Below are 18050 nucleotides of genomic sequence, written 5' to 3'. Positions count from 1 at the left end.
CTCGAGAATCCTGGGCACCTCGACGCGTCAGCGGTCGGTGTCCCGATCCAATGTGTTGTGCTCTATCAGGGCCGCCGGGGGTGCCTGCGAGGACTGCTCATCGCGAAGTTTGCGGCGTAGACGTTTGACGACTTGGGCGCTGACGTTCATCTCGCGGGCGATGTCGTTGACCGTGGCGCCTGCTGGGAGCCGGTCGACCGCGGCATGGTAGTCGTTGAGTGTCGCGCCGCCGCCTGGTGGCCGGCCTCGTTTGGCGCCCCGGCCTTTGCCGGGCCGGGCGTCGACGAAAGCGGTTTGGATGGTGCCGCGCTTCCAGTACCGGTGCACATAGCCGTGAGGGCCGTCCGCTTGCTCGACCAAGTCGGGCCAGGGTACGTAGCCGGGCCGGCCGGCCTCCCAGTCGGGAATGCTGTCTTTCACCCATCCACGCCAGGTGTCGTAGCTGATGTCGAGTTCAACTGCGATCTTGCGTGCGTCGAGGAGCTCCTCGGGATCGCCGGCTAGCGGGGTGCCGGCTACGCGAGCTTGGCCCGCGGTGGCGTATGCGGTGAAGAAGGCGTCGGTGTCCTCGACGGCGTACCACTCGCGGCCGTGAAGTTGCCCGTTGCGAAGACGTACACCGCGCCCGCCCTGTTCCACCTCGATCGGGGAGGGAAACCCGTTGGCGTCGCGTCCGGCGACAAGCCAATCGATCAGGTTCGAGCTGCGGTCGTAGCGTTCGGCGATGCCGTCCCGGTCGAGCGCCGGGCGGCCGGCGATGTCTCGAGAGGGCATGGGGGCCTTGTCCAGTCGCGGGCGTCCTCGCGGCCGCCGGAATGAGTGATGGCCGGGAGACTGCGCCCCCGAGGGGGTGCCCGCGGCAAACGGACCCCGGCCATCAACGCCAACAATCCTTGAGGAGTTGACCATGCCATGACGGCGTGGAAATCCCGGAATTGTTGGGCTCACTGTAACTGGTCCGCGGGGCGGACGTCGAGGCGACATTGCGGTGCTCTCCTCCGGATGAGTGCAGGCCGGTGCAGCGGGTCCGGCTATGGCGCCGGCTGTAGCCACCCACGGGCGGGTGCAGCTGCCGACCCGCCGGCGTCGGAACGCGCCGGCGGGTCGGCAGCACTGCTCGGCCACCTGACGGTGGCCGAGCAGCGGGTCAGCTGGCTAGCGCGAGCAGGCGGCTGGAAGATGGGGCGGGGGTGCTCTGGGCTGCGGTGATGAGGTCGGCGATGGACAGGTCGACGCGGAAGCGGTGGCCGATGCGCCGTTCGAGTTCGGCGTAGCGGTGTGCGAGGTCGGGGCGTAGCTGGCAGGCGCGGGTGAGGTCGGCGCGGGAGCCGAGCACGCACAGCGAGCAGCTGAGCCGGGTCATGCCCTGGTCGTAGGCGGGGTGGTGGGGGACGCCGCTGGCGGTGATGCGCTGCCAGACGGTGCGGGTGCTCCAGTGGTGGATCGGCCGCCACGTCCACACGTGCCGGGTGGTCTTGGTGCTTGCGGCGCGGTTGAAGGCGTAGGCGGGTTTGTTGGCGCGGGCGGCGGATTCGGCGGCGCGTTCGCCGGTGCAGTCGAGGATTTGGGCGGGCCGGTGCAGGTTCAGCTCGCGGACCAGCTCGGTGAGCAGCCGGTGTTTCGGGCCGCGTTTGTGGTCGCTGGTGCAGTAGCGGGCGGTGGCGCTGGGCCACTTGCCGCGCGCGGCGACCTGGTCGAGCAGGCCGCCCTGCGGGCGGGCGCGGGTTTCGTACCGAATGCCGTAGTGCGCGGCGTGCCGGGCGGCCAGTTCCGCCGTGCCCGGCCATTCGACGTCGCCGAGCGCGCAGTGCAGGGCGACGAGGCGGCCCAGTGTTCCGGCACGGCGGGCCATGCGGCAGACGAGGTCCATCATGGCCTGGGAGTCCTTTCCGGCGCTGGTGTTGATCAGGACGATGTCGTAGGCGGTCAGGTCGACCCGCCCCGGCCGTTGCGGCCGGGGCGGGATGATGACCGGGGAACGGGTCACCGGCCGGTGCCAGTGGTGCGTTTCGCGGTCAGGGCGGCGTAGGCGCGCATGGCCTGTTGATGGGTGTGCGGGTCGGTGTCCGGGTCGCCGGTGTAAGGCTGTCCAGCGCGGGGACGATGCGCGGCGTCGGTCTTCCGTGGCCCGGTCATGAGGGTGTCGTCGTCGAGCCAGTACAGGGTCGCGGTGTCGGGGTCGACGACGGCTGGCTGCCCGGCGGGGCCGGTGCGGTGGGCCGGGCAGAGGTAGCCGGTGACGGTCGGTGGCTCGTGGAGCCGCGCGCAGCAGGTGTCGCAGATCAGTCCGGCCTGGTAGAGCGCTTCCTCCAGGACCTCGTCCCGGGTGATCGCGTCCTCGGCGCGATCGCGCAGGTCCAGCCGCCAGGCGCGGGTGCTGGCGATGCGCGCCCACTCCGCGTCGGTGACCTCGACGGCCGGCGTGAGCGGGTTGTCGTCGTGCGGCGGGTGGAGCAGGTCGGTGAGCGCCTGCTGAGCGTCGGCACGGTTCCAGACCGCGATTGCCCATCCGGTGCGGCGGGAGATTTCGGTGAGGATCGTGCGGGCAGCGGCGTCGGTGAGGCGGGTGGGCAGGCGGACGCCTCGGGGGAGCGGGGTGGGGATCATGACGGGCTCCGCTCGATGGTGGCGGTCAGGCGCAGCGCGGCGTCTGCACGCACGGCACGCCGGTGCGCGGTGGGATCGGCGTCCGGGTCGCCGGTGTAGGGGAGGCCGGTCCGGGGACGGGCCCAGGAGTCGGCGTCGGGTTGCCAGTGCATGAGGGTGTTGCCGTCGAGCCAGTACAGGGTGGCGGTGTCGGGGTCGACGACGGCGGGCTGTCCGGCCGGGCCGGTGCGGTGGGCTGGGCAGAGACGGCCGGTGACGGTTGGCGGCTCGTGCAGGCTTGTGCCGCAACGCAGGCATTCAAGTCCGGCGTCGGCGATAGCGGTGAGGAGGAGTCGGGTGTTGTCGGCGGCGTCGTAGGCGGCGAGCGGGAGTTGCTCGGTCCAGGCGCGGGTGCCGGTGATCCGGTTCCATTCGTCGTCGGTGAGGGTGCGGGTCAGCCGCTGGGCGTTGGCGTTGAGGCTGCTGGTGACGCTGGCGCGGGACCACAGGGCATAGACCCAGCCGAACTGGGCGGCGAGGGTGTCCAGCAGCAGGTGTGCGTCGGCTTCGGTGAGGCCGGTGGCGAGCAGGTGGTGCCGGTCCTGATCACGCTCGTGGGCCGGTGCGATGGTCGTGGTCATGGCATGTCTCCGGTTCCGGGGCGGGGTACGCCCGGCGGTCAAGCCGGGCGTACCCCTGAGCGGGTGATCAGGCGGCGTGCGCGAGCTGGTCGTCGGCGGGCAGGTGGTCCGGCTGCGCGGCGGGGTCGGCGGTCTCGCCGTCCTGGTCGGTGTCGGGCGCGCCGTCGATGACGGCTAGCGGCGGCCGCGTGTCGCCGGGGTCGTCCACCGTCTCGTCGGGGACGGGGGCGGCCTCGTATTCGTCGGAGGTGTCGTAGAGCGCGCACTCGTCGTCGCACCACTCGTCGATGTCCGCGCCGCACTGGGGGCAGGGCCGGGTGTGGTCGTCGGTGCTGGTGCGCGGGTCGGCGGTGTCGAGGTGCTCGCCGCGCAGCGTCGCTCGTGCCGTGGTCTCGGTCTCGCTCAGTTCGTATCCGGCGGCGACGAGTTGATCGAGCCAGGCTGCCGCCTCGTGGTCGGGGCGGTCGTACGCGATGGCTGCGGTGAGCTTGCGCTCGCGGTAGACGACGTACCGGGCGATGAGGATCCGGTGGATCCGGTCGGTGCTGGTGGCCTCGGTCACCGTGTCCGGGTCGGTGCCGGAGATGCTGGTGACCAGCCTGTTGCCGTCGCCGTAGAACGACAGGCTGCCGGGGGCCATCGCGGCAAGACGCTGGGCCTGGGCGAGGATCGCCTTGGCGAGCTTGGAACGGGCGTTGCCGTAGGTCTCGGCGTAGAAGCGGTGCCGCACCTGCGCGGCGGCGGCCAGGGCCTCGGCGCGGGCGGTGCGTGCGGCCTCCGCCCGCTCTTCCTCGGCGCGGGCTTCGTCGGTGACGAACCGGTCGTAGCTGCGCCGGGTGTAGCCGTGCTTCTCCGGGTCGAGGCAGACGATCACCACGCGCGGGTAGCCCTGGTTGGAGTCGCGCATCGCGGCGAACCCGGGCTTGAAGACGAGCTTATCGCCGTCGAGCGAATTACCGTCAGCGTCGCGCAGCGTCGTCACGTCCGCTTCGCGGGAGCTGTGGCCGAAGTTCTCCGGCTTCTTCTTCAGGATGACCGCTCCGCCCTGGCGCAGTTCCTGCATCCGCTCGGCGGTGCTGATGCGCGCCTGCTGCTTGGCGCGCTCGGCGTTAGCGATGTGCTCGCCGCCCCACCGGCCGAGGTTGGTGTACTCGCCGACCTTGCGGATGATCCGCTCCTGGATCTTGGGTTGGCCCTCGAACTCCTGGAGGGCTGCCGCGATCTCGGGGTTGAGCCGGTTTTCGTTGGCGAGCTGGATCGCCTTGTCGTCGGTGAGCTTCGACAGCGCGAGTTTGCCTTCGACGAAGTCGCGCTTACGGCCGGTCGCCTTGGCGATCTGCGCCACCGGCATCCCGTCGAGCGCGAGCTGGGCGTAGGCGTCGGCCTCCTCCTTGACGGTGAGGTCCTTACGGTGCGTGTTCTCGACGATCATCGCTGCGCGGATGTCAGTCAGAGGCAGATGCGCCCAGTCAGCACGGACAGTGAAGTGAAGGGACTCCAGCTCGGCTTCGATCGCGGCGGTGACGCGCCGGAATCCGGCGACCAGTCGCATCGTCCCGTCCTCTCGCGGGACCAGGATCGGGAACTGGACCATGCCAGTCTCGGACTCGCCGATCGAGGCGGCCAGCTCCTCCAGCTCGCCAATACTGGTGCGGATGTTGGCACCGGCCGTGGAGTTCGAGTCGAGGACCTCGCGCGGGTCGAAGTCTTTGATGTAGGGCTTGTTGCCCTGTGAGGTTGCGGCCACGAGGTGTGGCTCCTTTCGGGTTGTTGGCGTGTGGTCGGTTTGCCGTCCGACCTGCATTAATAATACCCCAAAGATCTGTCCTGTGTAGTGAATGGCGATGTGGCGTGGGTCATATTCCTGTAGGGGTCGGTGTGCGTGGCAGCTTGTCTAGTTGTTATGCGGCGAGCATTCATGAAAGCTACGGAAATATGGTCCCAGCGTCTGTCGTGCGATTTGCCAGATTGACTGGGTGGTGGCGTGCGACTGGGGTTGTGTGCAGTGTCTTGCCCCTAATGCTGCTGCCTGAGCTTGGTCGGTATCGGACATGGTGGTGGGCATGCTGGAAGCCGTTTTTCGGCCGCTGGGCGGCGAGCTTGCTCGTCGTCCGAGCGGGAACGCGGGGTCAAATCCGACAGGCGGGGTCTCGGGCGGAAAGATCATGCGGGTTGTGCATGATGTTTCCGCCCGCGCGTGGCGAATTTGAGGCCGTGTTCCCGTGACCCACAATGTCGGGCGTCGCCCGGTGGCCGAAGAATGGCTGAAAGGTGCGGCCGAAGGCCGCTCCGGTTTACCGGCCGGCTGCGGCCGGTGGTGTGGCTCTTGGTCCCTCGGATCTGACGGGATGACTATGCAGCGTGCCTGGTCGTGCGCGGGCCTCCTCAGCGGCGACGGCGCGATCATCGTCACCCGGGAGGCGTCGTGGGCGTCGTCGTCTCCGCCCCGGTTCGCGACGGCTGGCAGCTATGGATGGGGGTCGCACCCTTTTGCGCTGAACTGGCCCGCGACGGCGAGGTGACCGGACCGATCTGGTGGGCTGACGCGATGGACCGGATGCGCGCCATCGATGCCGAGGTGGTCCACCTGCCCGGCCGGGACCTTCGCTATCCCGCATTCATCGCGACCCTGCGCGGCATGGCCGGCGTCCTGTGGCGCATGCCGAGCATGAGGTGGTGGAGACGCGCGGCAAGGTGTGGACGGTCGTCTACTGCGACGGCGAGCCGGCTGCCTGGTGCTCGTCGGTCGTCGAGCACCGCGACGGCGCGCGGGTCCTGGTGTGCGGGGACGGGTTCGAGCGGCCCGGCTTTATGGACAGATGCTGAATCGCGTTGAACTGCGGCAAAGCGCCTCCCGTGCCCATGATAGCACCTGAGTATTTGTTCCAAACGGATCGGAAAGCTGCCGCCTGGTGGTTTTAGCGCTAGTGTCCATCCGGACATCGGTACTTTCAGGACTGTCAGCCTGGAGCGTCTTGCGCGTTCAGCTCGCGAGGTTCCCGACGGACTCGAACGCCCTGTTCGTTTTGGTGCTCAACGATTTCTACTGCACGGACGCGAGGAAATGCAGAAACGTCTATATCTCGCGGAAGGGAAAGAACTTCGGATGCTACTTGACGCCGTTCGTGTTTCAGGCATCATGCAAGCCGTTCGACAGTCCGTCCGAGAGGTGACATCTACGTCGAGAAGCTGCGGCAGGCAGGGCGTGCTGGGACTAGTCACGCTCATCGCCCTCATGGCTATCTTCGTCGTCGCAGCGCCCGCGGCAGCGCATTCCGGGAGATGTACGCCACTGACAATGAACGTCACGCTGAATGGCGACATGCTGGCGCCGCACTACCGGATGGCGAGCTGGCTGTGTACCCCGGATCGTCCGACCCGCACAGTGCAGGTGCTCTTAGCTGGTCTCACCTACGACCACCGGTACTGGACCACGTCTGCGCGCCCCGCAGGGCGCTCGTACGCGCAGGAGGCGGTCGCGGCTGGCTATGCGGTGCTCTATGTGGATCGGCTCGGGACCGGTCGCAGCGACCGGCCGCCGGCGGGGGAGGTGGACGTCGTGAGCGAGGCGTACGTGGCGCACCAGGTGGTGGCCGCGGTGCGGGACGGTCGTCTGGGCTGGTATGAGACGGTGATCGCGGTGGGGCATTCCTATGGGTCGATGATTTGGACGGTGGAGGCCGCTGCGTACGACGACGTCGACGCGCTGGCGTTGACCGGGTACATGCACGGTGCCGACCCGCTTGCCCAGGAGGCAGCCCGTGCACGCCTGCACCCGGCCGCCGCCGATCCGGCTTTCGCCGGTAGCCCGGACGGCTACCTGACCACCATGCCCGGCACGCGCGGCGCCCTCTTCCACTACCTGCCCGGCAGCAGCCGGCGGCTGGTCGCGCTCGATGAGCGCATGAAGAGCACCGGCACCATCGGTGAACTCGCATCCTTGGCTGCCATCGCCGATCCCGGGTACACCCGGAGGCTTCGCCGCCCGGTGCTGTTGCTGCTCGGCGATCACGACGCGTTGTTCTGCAACCCGCGCGCGGGTCTGCGGTGCGGCTCCGCCGCGGACCTGTGTGCCCGCGAGGGCACGTTGTTCGGGCGGGCCCGGCTGTCCGCGGTGCTGGTGAAGGACACCGGCCATTCGATCACCATGCACCAGTCCGCCCCACGGGCAGCCCGCGCGATTTCGGACTGGGCCAGGACCATCCGCGGGCCCGGCCGAACCCCGGATGCCAGGAGCTGTACCTGACCGCGGCGGGCGGTGCGATGCCGGGGCGGGGCGGGCCCGCGCACCCGTGCCTGCATGAACCTGCGGGGGCCGCCGTCGTGGATGCGGCGTGTGCCGGAGCCCGCGGGAGCGGCTGGCCGCGTCGGTGTGTATCGGCCCGTACCTCGACCGCCAAGACCGCAGGCGGCGGTGCGGACGAGCGCTCGCCAGCAAGGCCCGGGGGTCGGTACGCCATGCCGGGTGCCGCGGCCGGCCAGTGACCGGGGCCGGCAAGAGTACGTGCGGCAGGACATTGCGCGGTCCGCTCGCGTCGTATGACCGTCACGGCGAGGCCTTCAATTCCCGGGAAACCGCCTGCCATCGCAGCGGAAGGTGGCCACGGGCGTGGAGGAGCCTCGGAAGGGGAAACGGCCTCGCAGCCGGATCGGCTGGTGCGGCATGCTGATCAGATGGCGGGACAGGACCCGGGTGTGCACGAGGTGGACCGTCGAGAGCGGCCGTGTGCGGGCCAGCCGGGCTGCCCGTGGCGGGTGGAGGCGGATCTGCCGGCGTTCTCGGTGGCGGACATGCGCAAGCTACGGGCGGCCGATGGCCAGCCCGGGCGGGAGGCTGCGATGGACGCCCCGGTGATGGCCTGTCACAAGGACCAGCCCGGAACCGCGCACCCGCTGCGGTTGTGCGCCGGATGGCTCGCCGTCGTCGGCCCGCACCACCTCGGTGTCCGCATGGCCGTACTGACCGGCGAGCTTCCCGCACAGGCATTGCAGCCTGGCGACGACTGGCCGGAACTGCATGAATCTCTCGCCGCCATGATCGACAGTTGGCCCGAGAACCCCGGCGCGCCGCCGCCGTCCCGGTCGAGGCAGCGGCGCACGCCGCCAGACGACTAACGGCGGCGTTCCCGCGCAGGTAGTGCGCTCGTGCAATGGTCGGCGAGCTTGCCCGCACCGCACCGGCGCTCCACGTCGCTGCCGGCTGAGTCTGGTGCACGTGGCCGCCACGTCGCGGCGCCGGTCTCTCGGTGGCTGCGGCCCCGGGGGCGTGTTAGGCGGCCGGGGTGGTTTCGGTGAGCTGGTCGATGGCGATGCCGGCGTCGGCGAGGATGCGGTGCACGTCGGTGAGGTGGAGCTTGTCGGTGATGGTGTCGTCGTACTGGACGCGGTACCAGCGGTGGTGGCCGAAGGAGACGGCGTGGACCTGCCAGCGCCCGTCCGGTGTCTGCATCATCCCGTCGATACGCGGCGCAGGCGGCGCCGGCACGGCCGGGTGTGTGGGGTGGAGGCGGACGTCGGTGGGGTCACGGTCGGGGCGCAGGCCGCGCCATACCGGGTGGCGCAGCCGGCCGTCGGTGGTGATGGTGCGATAGGCGACCTCGCCGACGAGCAGCGGCGTAACCCAGATGGCGCCGCGGGCGTGCTCGCGTGGCACACCGGTCAGCGGCGGCCCGGCGCGGTGCAGCGGCACCAGCCGCGCGTGGAGGGCGCGCAGCGTGGCGTCGGAGAAGCCGGTGCCGACGTGCCCGCAGTAGGCCAGCCGCCCGGTCGGGTCGTGGGCGGCCAGCAGCAGTGAGCCGATCGTGCCGGCGCGGCGGCCGGTGCCGTGGGTGTAGCCGATGATGAGGACTTCCTGGGTCCGGACCAGGGGTGTTTTGATCCAGGAGCGGCTGCGCCGGCCCGGCTCGTAGGGGCTGTCGAGCTGTTTGGCGACCACGCCCTCGAGGCCGGCGGCCTGCGCGGCGCGTAGTGCCGCGGGGCCGTGGGCGGCGGCGTGTGCGGCGGGCACGGATACGACCTCGCCGGTGAGGCCGAGTTCGTCGAGCCGGGCGCGGCGCTGCTGGTACGGCCGGCCGGTGAGGTCGGTGCCGTCGAGGGCGAGCAGGTCGAAGGCGTGGAAGCAGACCGGCACCGCCGCCAGCAGCCCGGGGGTCGGCGTGGTGACGTGCATGCGGTCCTGGAGCCGGTCGAACGACGGCACGCCGGCGTCATCGCGTGCGACGATCTCCCCGTCGAGGACCGTGCCGCGGCCGGGCAGCAGCACGCCGAGGGCGTGTAGTTCCGGGTAGCTGGCCGTGACGTCCCGCCGGTTGCGGGAGTACACGCGCACGGTCCCGCCCGGGTCGGTGTAGGCCAGGGCGCGGATACCGTCCCATTTCATCTCGAAGGCCCAGCCCGGGCCGGAGGGCACATCGCCGGAGGTGGCGAGCATCGGCGTGATCGGTTCCGGTAGCGGCGGCATCATTCGCACCCGTCGTCGACGGTGTCGGCCTGGGTGAAGTCGGCCAGGCGCAGGCCGTGCTGGCTGAGGATGTCCTGCGCTGCGGTGAGCGTGGGGACGTGCCAGACGTGGTCGTCGCGGCGGACCTCGACCCATTCGCGGTAGCCGTCGCCGCGGTCGAGCAGGACGGTCTCGACCTGCCAGGGGCCGTGGACGAGGACGGGCTGCACCAGCTCGTGATACCCCACCAGGGCGAGAAGATCACGAATGCCATTCGTGTAGTTCGGCCCGGCCAACGTCGTCTTCGCCGTTTCCGCACGTCAACCGGCGGGTGGATCTTACGGTGGCAGGTGTCGGAACCTGCGGATGCTGGGCGTCTGCGGCCGCCGATCGAGCCCATGCGCGCCGCGGCGATCGCCGCGCTGCCGGACGGGCGCGGCTGGATCTTTCAGCCGAAGTGGGACGGGTGGCGCGCCGTGGCTTGGCGATGCGACGACGGCCGGGTCCTGCTGCACTCGCGGCACCAGCGTGACCTGCGCCCGTACTTCCCGGACGTGGTGCTGCACCTGGCGCAATGGCTACCGGCCGGGACCGTCCTTGACGGCGAACTCGTCAGCTGGGACCCCGCGCGCGGGCGGACCGACTTCGCCGCGCTCGGCCGGCGCATCACCGCAGGCCGAACACTCGCCGCCGAAGTCGCCGCCCATCCCGCGCATCTGGTCGCATTCGATTGTCTCGCCGACTCCGGCACGGTGCTGCTGCGACGTCCGCTCGCCGCGCGAGCCGCGCATCTGCGGCAGCTACTGGACGGCGCGCCGCCGGCCCTGTCGCTGTGCGCGCAGACCATGGACGCCGGTGAAGCCCGCACCTGGATGGCCGATTACGCGCCAGCCGGCCTGGAAGGGATCGTCGCCAAACCCGCGGCCGGCCTCTACACCCCGGGCCGGGCGGGCTGGGGGAAGCGGAAGCTACGCCGCACGGCGGAGGCGATCGTCGCCGGGGCCACGGGCAGCGTGGCCGCGCCGGTGTCGCTGTTGCTCGGCCGGCTCGACGCCGGCGGCCGGCTGCGGTACGTCGGACGCACCCATCGGCTCGGCGCACAGCAGCGCACCGCCCTGGACGGTGTGCTGCGCCCGGTGGCGCGCGGGGTATGGCCGCAGCCGCTGCCGGCGTCATGGGCCGGTGACCTGACCGAGCGCCGGCCGCTGCCGTATCTGCCGGTCGAGCCGCTCATCGCCGTCGAGGTCGATGTCGCGTACGAGCACGGCCGGTGGCGGCACCCGCTGCGATACGTGCGTACCAGGCCCGACCTGGACCCGGCGGTCCTGCCACTGTGGTCACTCGACGCAGGATATGCGGCCTGAGTACGTGTCAGCGCGAGAGTTCACCCGGTCGGGGCGGTGAACAACCCGGGGGCCGGACAGGGCGCGTAACGCGAGGCAGGATCGCCGTATGGCAGCACACGAGCCCGACCTGCCCGACCTCAGCCACCTGCGCGCCCGCCGCACCGCGATCACCGACCAGCATGTCGCCGCCGGCAACACCAGGCTCGACCGGCTCCTCGCCGAGTACCGGCAGGCCGTCGAAGCGGACGGTGACGTCAGAGCCGTGCAGGAGATGGGGCTGGCCCTGTTGCTCGGCGTGAACCATCGGATCTCGTCTGGGTCGCCGTTGCCGCGCTCCGGCGCCTCGCCAAGGAGGGGGACGCGGTCGGCTGATCTTGAAGCGTCTCAGTGGCGCCTGCGGGAGCTTTCCGTACCTGCGCGCAATTAACGACGGCGGTACATGGTGCAGGCTCGCACGGTTTCCGTGCGCAAATAGAAGAGCTGATCGCCTTTCCCGCCGGATCAACGTGCCTGTCGGGTGCCGCGCACCGTCGTCTCCAGCAGCCCCGCTAGGCGGGGATAGAGCCCGGAATGAATCTGTTGCGCCTCGCGTAGCCCGAACGTGATGCCACTCCTCGAGAAGCTTCGAGGGCCGCGGGAGGGTTTATGGCCTGGTCGCTGCGGGTCGGCGTGGTTGGGGGAGTGGCCCGCGATGCTTCTATTCCAGGTCGAGTTCGCTGTTCGTCATGGCAGGCTTCGGCCCGTCGAGGTAGTTCAGGTCGTCGCGTACTTTTTCGATTTTTCCAATGGCGTCCTTGGCGGCAGGGCTGGGATTGTCGATGTCGCGGATACCGTGCTCGAACGCGGCCTTGCCGGACTCGAACAACGGTACCGGTGACGTATACGTCAAGATCGCCCGTAGGGTATCCGCCGTCATGTCGCGGTTGCTGAAGGCAAGTCGCACACCGGCCAGGTACCCGGTGTCGTGGACGCCCGCCCATCCGCTGCATACCCGGGGTCGGCAGGTCGTACAGCACGAACCGCCCATACGTCTCTGCGGTCCAGATCCCGGACTCGCGGTACGGGCACGTGCCACACGGCCTCGCCGCGGGAGGCTGGAGAGCATCGGTTTAGGCGCCGCGTGCCGTACACATTCGCAAAGCGCCCGGATGTGGCACTGCACTGGTCCCTGAACCTACTCGCCGCTCACCGGCAATAGCAGCTACGGAAAGCGGCAAACTGCGTAATAGCGACAGCCAGCTTTCATTCTGGCCGAGGTTGGGGGCGAAGCTGCCGGAACAAGATGCGATACCAGAAAAAGTGAATCGCCCGTGTGGCGAACGCCACTAGGAAAATCGGCAACATTGATAAAAGCGTAACGCTCCACCCGTCGAACGAGTCGAATGGCAGCGCAATGGAAAGCGACACCACGATGGCCATAACCCACATCGGGCCGACTATCATAAGCCAGCCGTGCCGTCTAAAGCCGCGCGGTGCCGGCACCGACGTAATCACGACCGGGGTCTGTCCGTCGTTAGGGCTAGATACCCACACCGTCTCACCTGACCGCTTATCTGTCATGCGAGGCCTCCACGCTATGTCGTGCGCCCAGTATGGCAAGGCCGGACGAGTTGAGGTCAAGGTGAGCGGCCGAAGCCGCGGCCGCCGGGGCCCAATGATAAGTGCGTGACAGCACTGGAGGCCAGAGCGTCCGTGATCAATACACAGGCGCATCACCAGGTGCAGCGGGCCTACCGAGGAGCGGTGCGGGGGCTGGCTCGGTGAGGACTTGGCACCAGCACGACACCGGCCACGACCCCGACCCATACACCGGCGTGGCCTGGGCCGGCAGAAGACCACGTCCACCAGTTCGGCGACGGCGGCTAGGTTGACCGGCGCGCCGCCCACCGGCCGGAGGCCGTACCCCGTCGGCTTCATGCGTGCTTGCGTCATCCCTCCCGTGCAGAGCCGGTGGCGGCGTCCCATAACCGCACCGTGCCGTCCACTGGCTTCGGTCGTGAGAACGGTGCCCGGATGGGCGGCTCTTCTGCGCCCGGTTCGACAGTCTTGGCTTGACCAATGTGTTTGAGTTTCGGTCCCACCCCGTAGCCGTTGGCGGGTGAGCGCGAGCATGTCGATCAACCAGCCGGGGCCGCCGGTGATGTTCTTCGTGCGCAGGAGAGCGTCGAGCTCATCCAGCTTCGACGCCCGCGGCGGCATTGACTTGCGCGGCTGCGGCCACGCCGACTGCAAAGCTGCGCGGACGGTGCGCCGGTTCACTTTGGAGTTGCTAGCCATCGCCCGCACCGACATGCCGGCGTAGGAGTCCCCCGAATCGCCGCGAACAGGTCAACGTTCGAGATCAGCGGCATCGGCGAACTCCCGTCCGGACCCGCCGATGTTCGCACCGGCTCAGGTGGGTCCGAAACTGGCGTACATCGAATCCACCCGATCGAGATGGGTCCCGAAATGGCGAACAAACCGCAGGCCAGCCCTGGTCCCGGCCATCGACGGCGTCACCTAAAGATCGAAGAGTGCTTCCCTCTGCGCAGGATCGAGAACCTTGCGCAAATCAGCGATGGTCCGACGCCATGCCGAGCCGTCCGGTGACTCGTCCCAGGCCTCAGCGAGCCACGTCGGCGCTTCAACCACGCGGTCCAACGCCTGGATGGCCAGATGTCGCAGGTGGTCCGGGAACTGAGGCATGGACGTCCTCGGCCCGGAGGTCGAGGTAACTGGCTCACCGGCTGGGCACTGCGCCGCGACTAACGCCGCAGCGGCGACTGCTCGTGGTGGATCCGACAGGCGGTGGTCGTCGTCATGAGCGACGCGTTCGAGGACCGCGCCGATCATCTCGATGCGCGCCGCCGCCGGCGCGTCGTCCAGCTCGAAAGCGAAGTCCGCGGCGTCGTCGTTGCCGAAAGGCTCGACATCCCAGGTGCCCATAACGTGGTTGACCTCCCGTTCCGGAAGATCTTCGCACCACAACCAGCCCACTTCCAGCCGAGTCACACACTGACCAGCCCACGGACATGCGCCAGCTCAACCCTGCCAGACCTAGGCTCCGGGTCACCAGGCGCCGCCGCTGCCACGAACCACCCCAGCGGGGCGGGTCCCGAAAACGCGCATAGAAAAACCGACCAACGACAGGTGGGACCAAGACAGGCGATCAGCCGGGACCGACAGACGCGCTCAAAGCCAGTCCACGCTGGCGCCGGCGAGCCAGGTGCCGTCCGGGGGACCACGCGGCATGGTTTCGATGGTTGGTGGGTGTGGTGCGCTCGATGCCTGTGGTGGCGTCCCACAGCCGCACCGTCCCGTCCATGCCGCCGGCGGTACCGCTCGGGGGGAGCGCGGCGGGCGAAAGGGAAGGCGGCGCTGCGGCCGCGCACACATGTGTGATCACGGCGCTGGCTGAAACACGACGTTGAAGCCGCGCCACTCGGACGCCGTGGGGCGGCGGAGCCCAGCGAACCGGGCCCGCCCGGCCAGCGCGCTGAGGGCCGGTCGCCGGGTACATAGCCGAGGGCGGCCCAAGGTGGCCGGATGGTTCGGGCGGCGGCGGGTAGCGAGTACGGTGTGCGGGTCGCTATGGTGGCGCCCAGCGCGACCGCTTAGGTCGCGAGGATATCGACGTGCGTTTCCGCCCAATGTGGCTGGTAGCGGCCCAGATCCGACGAACGGTCTGGTGCCGAGGATCCCTTTTTTGACCGTGTGGCGTAGCGGTGTGCTGCGCTGCTGGCTCGCGTGTGGACGTGGGCACCTCATCAGGGGGCAGCGAACGTGGACGATATCGGTATGCGCGGGGTTACCGCAGATCCGCTTGCCGAGGATCCGTGCCCGCTGCGGGAGCAGGTGACGGTCGCGGAGATCCGTGATCCGGGCACCGGGCGCCCGCGGACCGTGCGCGCGGTGGACGGTGGCCGCTTGGACATGGCGTTGACTGCCTGGCAGGTGCGGTTGTTGATGACCGGTGACGAGCCGCTGCTTCATCCGCTGCGGTATGAATCGAGGCACCCGGCGCGGTGCCCGCGGTGCCGCGTCGCCAGGCTGGCGGGGCCGCGGATGTTCGGGTGGTGGATCGCGGAGGACTGGCAGGCCGACGTCCGATACGACGGAGTGTCGGCGACGCTGAGCTGGAGATCTTCGCCAACCTCACCGAAGCCCACGCCCGGACCGCGCGACGTCTGCGGGCGATGCGCCGACACCGCGCGGTCCGCGCCGGCGCGGTCGTCGTACAGGACCTGCAGATCCCGGTCGACGGCCGGCCGCCCGCGGTCGGCGCGGTGTTCGTCTCCGCCTGCACGCAGCTGTGGCTGTGGGACGACCTCGAGGCCGCCCGCGCACGACGTCTGCCCGCACGTGTGCTTCGCGTGCGTGCCGGGCGGATCGACTCCATCGCCGGCCGTGCAGCGATCGCCGGCGTTGTTGCTGCCGTCCGCCGGCCGCCGGAGCCTGCCAGAGCCGCCGCGGGCATGTTCCGTACGACGCTGCTGGACGGGTACACGATCCGCTGGATCCCCGGTGACGGCACGATCATGTCGATTCCGGCACCCGGACAGCTCCGTGCCGGCCCACCGGCTCCACGCCGATGGCAGCACCGCGCCGCTGCCCGACGCCCCGCCCGGACTGGTCGTGCTCGGCACGCACCGCGGCGACCGGCCGGCACTTGACCGGCTCGGCCAGTGGCTACCCGGCCACGCCGCGCTCGCGGATCGGCTTCGGGCCGGCCACGGCACCACCGTCTGACCTTGGTCAAGCCCGCCGCCGGTCTGCTACCTGTGGCGGGCTGGGCCAAGGCAGTCATGCACGTGCCGGTCCGGGAGACGCCTCTTGAGATCCCGAGCCACCGAGCTCTCCGGTGAGATCGCGCGCCCGGACCGGCACCCCACCCTTCACGCGAAGGCGAGAGCGATATGACCTCTGTCCGGCAGTTATGGGCGGGCATCGACTGGGCCACCACCCATCACGATCTCGCCGTCATCGGCCCGGCCGGCCCGGTCCTGCAGCTCCGCGTTCCGCACACCGCCGACGGGCTCGCCCAGATCATCGACGCCCTCGCCGGACTACACCGCCGCTGGCGCAGCATCCCGATCGGGATCGAAACCGCCGACGGCCTGCTACCGACCTATCTACGCCGGCACGGCGCCCGCGTCGTGCCGATCCCACCCCAGCAAGCCCACGCCCACCGCGCCCGGTACGGCAGCCGCGGCCGCAAATCCGACCGCGGCGACGCGCTCCTGCTGGCACACGTCGTCGCCACCGCCCCGTCCCGGCCCGATCCAGCCACCACACCCCTCGCCCGCGCCATCCGCACCACCGCGCGCGCCCAACGCCGCACCGCCCACCAGCTACGCCACCACACCCGCCACCTGCGCAGCCACCTCGACACCTACTTCCCCGCCGCCGTCATCGCCTGGCCCAGCCCCGGCTGCCTCAACCGCCCTGAAGCCCGCCTGATCCTGCGCACCGCCCCGACCCCCACCGCCGCGCGCCGCCTCACCGTCCCGCGCCTGCAACGGCTGCTGGCGCAGGCCGGCCGGGTCCGCGGCATCACCGACCACGCCACCCGCCTGCACCAGGTCTTCCACGCCCCCGCGCTCAGCGAACACCCCCACGTCACCGCTGCCCGTGCCGCGATCACCGCCGTCTTGCTCGACCTCGTCGACACCGCACTCACCGCCGCCGCAACCCTCCAAGCGCACACCGAACAGCTCTTCGCCACCCACCCACAGGCACCGATCTACCAGTCGTTTCCCGGACTCGGCCCGCTGCTGGCACCCCGGCTACTCGGCGAACTCGGCGACGACCTCACCCGGTTCACCTGCGCCCGAGGCCTGCGCGCCTACGCCGGAGCCGCCCCCATCACCTGGGCCAGCGGCAGCAGCACCGTCATCCGGCACCGCCGGCACACCAGCGCCATCCTCGCCGAAACCGGCCATCTATGGGCCTACGCGTCCCTGCGCGCCTCACCCGGCGCCCGCGCCCACTACGACCACCGCAGAGCCGCCGGCGACCGGCACGCCGCCGCGCTACGCCGCGTCTACAGCCGCTTCCTCGGACAACTCCACCACTGCCTCGCCCACCAGATCGCCAACGACGAGCACGCGGCCTGGAAGCCCGCCGACGACACCGCGTGAGCGGCACGGATCCGGCATCCGCGTAGTTGCCCATGGACCCGCGGCGGTCGCGCCGGGCCGTCGTAGGTTGAGAGGGCCGGGCACCCGTGCCGATGCCTTGTCTGGCGAGCGGCACGGCGATACCGATGCGTCCAGGCGGGCGGCGCTATCCGCATAGCCGAGCCGGTCCGTAAGAACACGACACCGGACATAGTGTTGCGTGCGTCACATTTTTTGTTGGCCGTTTTGGATCCTTTCGCCCGCTTTGAAGAGTCCCGTTTCCGTCGGGCGATAGCCTTTATTGCGTTTGCGGTCAACACGGTGAATACCGCTAAAGGTCTATGCATAAAAGATCACCTCAATGTGCTTTCGAGGGTCCGCTAAGGTGGTCACCACCCGCGACTGATGCTGCATATGTCAGTGACGGGAAAGGGTGCCGAGTTTGCAAAGGAGGCGAGCTTGGCCATTGCGAGGAGGATGATTCTTGACCGGTATCAGTCGTCGCCGTAGGCGGCGTAGTGCCCGAAACGCCAGCGTTCGTACCCGCAAATGGCGTCAGGCAGGGGAGCGGATCATCTGGGGCGTTCGGCTGTTCGCCGCTGCTATGCCGATCATCGTCATGCATGGCTGTGGCCCTAGCTGACCAGGCAGATTAGACGGGGCTTTCGCACCGCATGAGCGCCTCGTGTTTCTGTAGCCACGCTGCAAGATGTTTTACCGTTAGTCGTGCGCCGGGGCGGTCGCCCGGCGCACGAAACGGAAGTCTGCGACGTTGAATACCGCAACGTGGATCTGAGTCCCGCGCTAACTTTGATCAAGTTCTTCGGCGTTGCTTTCCTGCCTGGCTCGACGCCGCTCATTCACCTGTCCCATACATTCCGCGGCCCGCGAGTGCGAAGGTTGGGTGGAACGCCCGGCTTTGGTGGGCCGCATCGTGGGG

General features: G+C 69.4%; 17 protein-coding genes. 8 read left to right on the top strand and 9 right to left on the bottom strand.

From position 1 onward, the window contains the following. Positions 1 to 27 precede the first annotated feature (27 nt). The 5 genes from J2S41_RS22020 to J2S41_RS22000 form a co-directional block, all read right to left on the bottom strand. Positions 28 to 774 carry a hypothetical protein gene (locus J2S41_RS22020; RefSeq protein WP_310370043.1) on the bottom strand — a complete coding sequence of 249 codons (747 nt, stop codon included), beginning with the start codon at positions 772 to 774 and terminating at the stop codon, positions 28 to 30. 373 nt (positions 775 to 1147) lie between these two features. Continuing rightward, entirely contained in the window at positions 1148 to 1987 is an 840-nt protein-coding gene (locus tag J2S41_RS22015) for a phosphoadenosine phosphosulfate reductase domain-containing protein (RefSeq protein ID WP_310370042.1), read from the bottom strand. Next, positions 1984 to 2607, bottom strand: a complete 624-nt coding sequence (locus J2S41_RS22010) for a hypothetical protein (protein WP_310370040.1) — start codon at positions 2605 to 2607, stop codon at positions 1984 to 1986. Before J2S41_RS22010 ends, J2S41_RS22015 begins: the two co-directional genes overlap by 4 nt. Beyond that, a complete protein-coding gene (locus J2S41_RS22005; protein ID WP_310370038.1) occupies positions 2604 to 3227 on the bottom strand; it encodes a hypothetical protein in 624 nt (207 codons plus the stop codon). Before J2S41_RS22005 ends, J2S41_RS22010 begins: the two co-directional genes overlap by 4 nt. Before the next feature lie 67 nt (positions 3228 to 3294). Beyond that, complete coding sequence (locus J2S41_RS22000; RefSeq protein WP_310370037.1) at positions 3295 to 4974, bottom strand: ParB/RepB/Spo0J family partition protein; 1680 nt, start codon at positions 4972 to 4974, stop codon at positions 3295 to 3297. Positions 4975 to 5900: 926 nt separating this feature from the next. On the opposite strand from J2S41_RS22000, the gene J2S41_RS21995 reads away from it, so the two are divergent. From J2S41_RS21995 to J2S41_RS21985, 3 genes are all read left to right on the top strand, one after another. Next, positions 5901 to 6053, top strand: coding sequence for a hypothetical protein (locus J2S41_RS21995; RefSeq protein ID WP_310370035.1), 153 nt, complete (start codon positions 5901 to 5903; stop codon positions 6051 to 6053). Positions 6054 to 6525: 472 nt separating this feature from the next. Next, on the top strand, positions 6526 to 7473 hold the full coding sequence (locus J2S41_RS21990) for an alpha/beta hydrolase (protein WP_310370032.1): 948 nt from the start codon (positions 6526 to 6528) through the stop codon (positions 7471 to 7473). A gap of 428 nt (positions 7474 to 7901) precedes the next feature. Continuing rightward, positions 7902 to 8342 (top strand): DUF6283 family protein, encoded by a 441-nt coding sequence (locus J2S41_RS21985; protein ID WP_310370030.1) that lies wholly within the window; start codon positions 7902 to 7904, stop codon positions 8340 to 8342. A gap of 154 nt (positions 8343 to 8496) precedes the next feature. Here the strand turns inward: J2S41_RS21985 and ligD are convergent, their stop codons facing one another. Next, positions 8497 to 9687 (bottom strand): non-homologous end-joining DNA ligase, encoded by a 1191-nt coding sequence (ligD, locus tag J2S41_RS21980; protein ID WP_310370028.1) that lies wholly within the window; start codon positions 9685 to 9687, stop codon positions 8497 to 8499. Further along, positions 9687 to 9896 carry a hypothetical protein gene (locus J2S41_RS21975; protein ID WP_310370026.1) on the bottom strand — a complete coding sequence of 70 codons (210 nt, stop codon included), beginning with the start codon at positions 9894 to 9896 and terminating at the stop codon, positions 9687 to 9689. Before J2S41_RS21975 ends, ligD begins: the two co-directional genes overlap by 1 nt. On the opposite strand from J2S41_RS21975, the gene J2S41_RS21970 reads away from it, so the two are divergent. Both J2S41_RS21970 and J2S41_RS21965 read left to right on the top strand, forming a co-directional pair. Next, positions 9876 to 11030, top strand: a complete 1155-nt coding sequence (locus J2S41_RS21970; protein WP_310370024.1) for an ATP-dependent DNA ligase — start codon at positions 9876 to 9878, stop codon at positions 11028 to 11030. The two genes, J2S41_RS21975 and J2S41_RS21970, sit on opposite strands and share 21 nt — an antisense overlap. A gap of 88 nt (positions 11031 to 11118) precedes the next feature. After that, complete coding sequence (locus tag J2S41_RS21965; RefSeq protein ID WP_310370022.1) at positions 11119 to 11439, top strand: hypothetical protein; 321 nt, start codon at positions 11119 to 11121, stop codon at positions 11437 to 11439. 270 nt (positions 11440 to 11709) lie between these two features. Here the strand turns inward: J2S41_RS21965 and J2S41_RS21960 are convergent, their stop codons facing one another. Beyond that, complete coding sequence (locus J2S41_RS21960; protein WP_510183737.1) at positions 11710 to 11955, bottom strand: hypothetical protein; 246 nt, start codon at positions 11953 to 11955, stop codon at positions 11710 to 11712. A 1167-nt stretch (positions 11956 to 13122) separates the two neighbouring features. On the opposite strand from J2S41_RS21960, the gene J2S41_RS21955 reads away from it, so the two are divergent. After that, entirely contained in the window at positions 13123 to 13314 is a 192-nt protein-coding gene (locus J2S41_RS21955; RefSeq protein WP_310370018.1) for a hypothetical protein, read from the top strand. 197 nt (positions 13315 to 13511) lie between these two features. Here J2S41_RS21955 and J2S41_RS21950 read toward each other — a convergent pair whose 3' ends face one another. Then, the gene (locus tag J2S41_RS21950) at positions 13512 to 14003 is read right to left on the bottom strand and encodes a DUF4259 domain-containing protein (protein WP_310370016.1); all 492 of its coding nucleotides are present in this window, start codon (positions 14001 to 14003) and stop codon (positions 13512 to 13514) included. A gap of 1061 nt (positions 14004 to 15064) precedes the next feature. Here J2S41_RS21950 and J2S41_RS21945 point away from each other — a divergent pair. After that, positions 15065 to 15664, top strand: coding sequence for a hypothetical protein (locus J2S41_RS21945; RefSeq protein WP_310370014.1), 600 nt, complete (start codon positions 15065 to 15067; stop codon positions 15662 to 15664). A gap of 243 nt (positions 15665 to 15907) precedes the next feature. Beyond that, the gene (locus J2S41_RS21940; RefSeq protein ID WP_310370012.1) at positions 15908 to 17131 is read left to right on the top strand and encodes an IS110 family transposase; all 1224 of its coding nucleotides are present in this window, start codon (positions 15908 to 15910) and stop codon (positions 17129 to 17131) included. Positions 17132 to 18050: the final 919 nt, after the last annotated feature.

It is taken from the genome of Catenuloplanes atrovinosus, from assembly GCF_031458235.1.
GTDB classification, from domain to species: domain Bacteria; phylum Actinomycetota; class Actinomycetes; order Mycobacteriales; family Micromonosporaceae; genus Catenuloplanes; species Catenuloplanes atrovinosus.
This window is presented reverse-complemented; position numbering and strand designations above follow the sequence as displayed.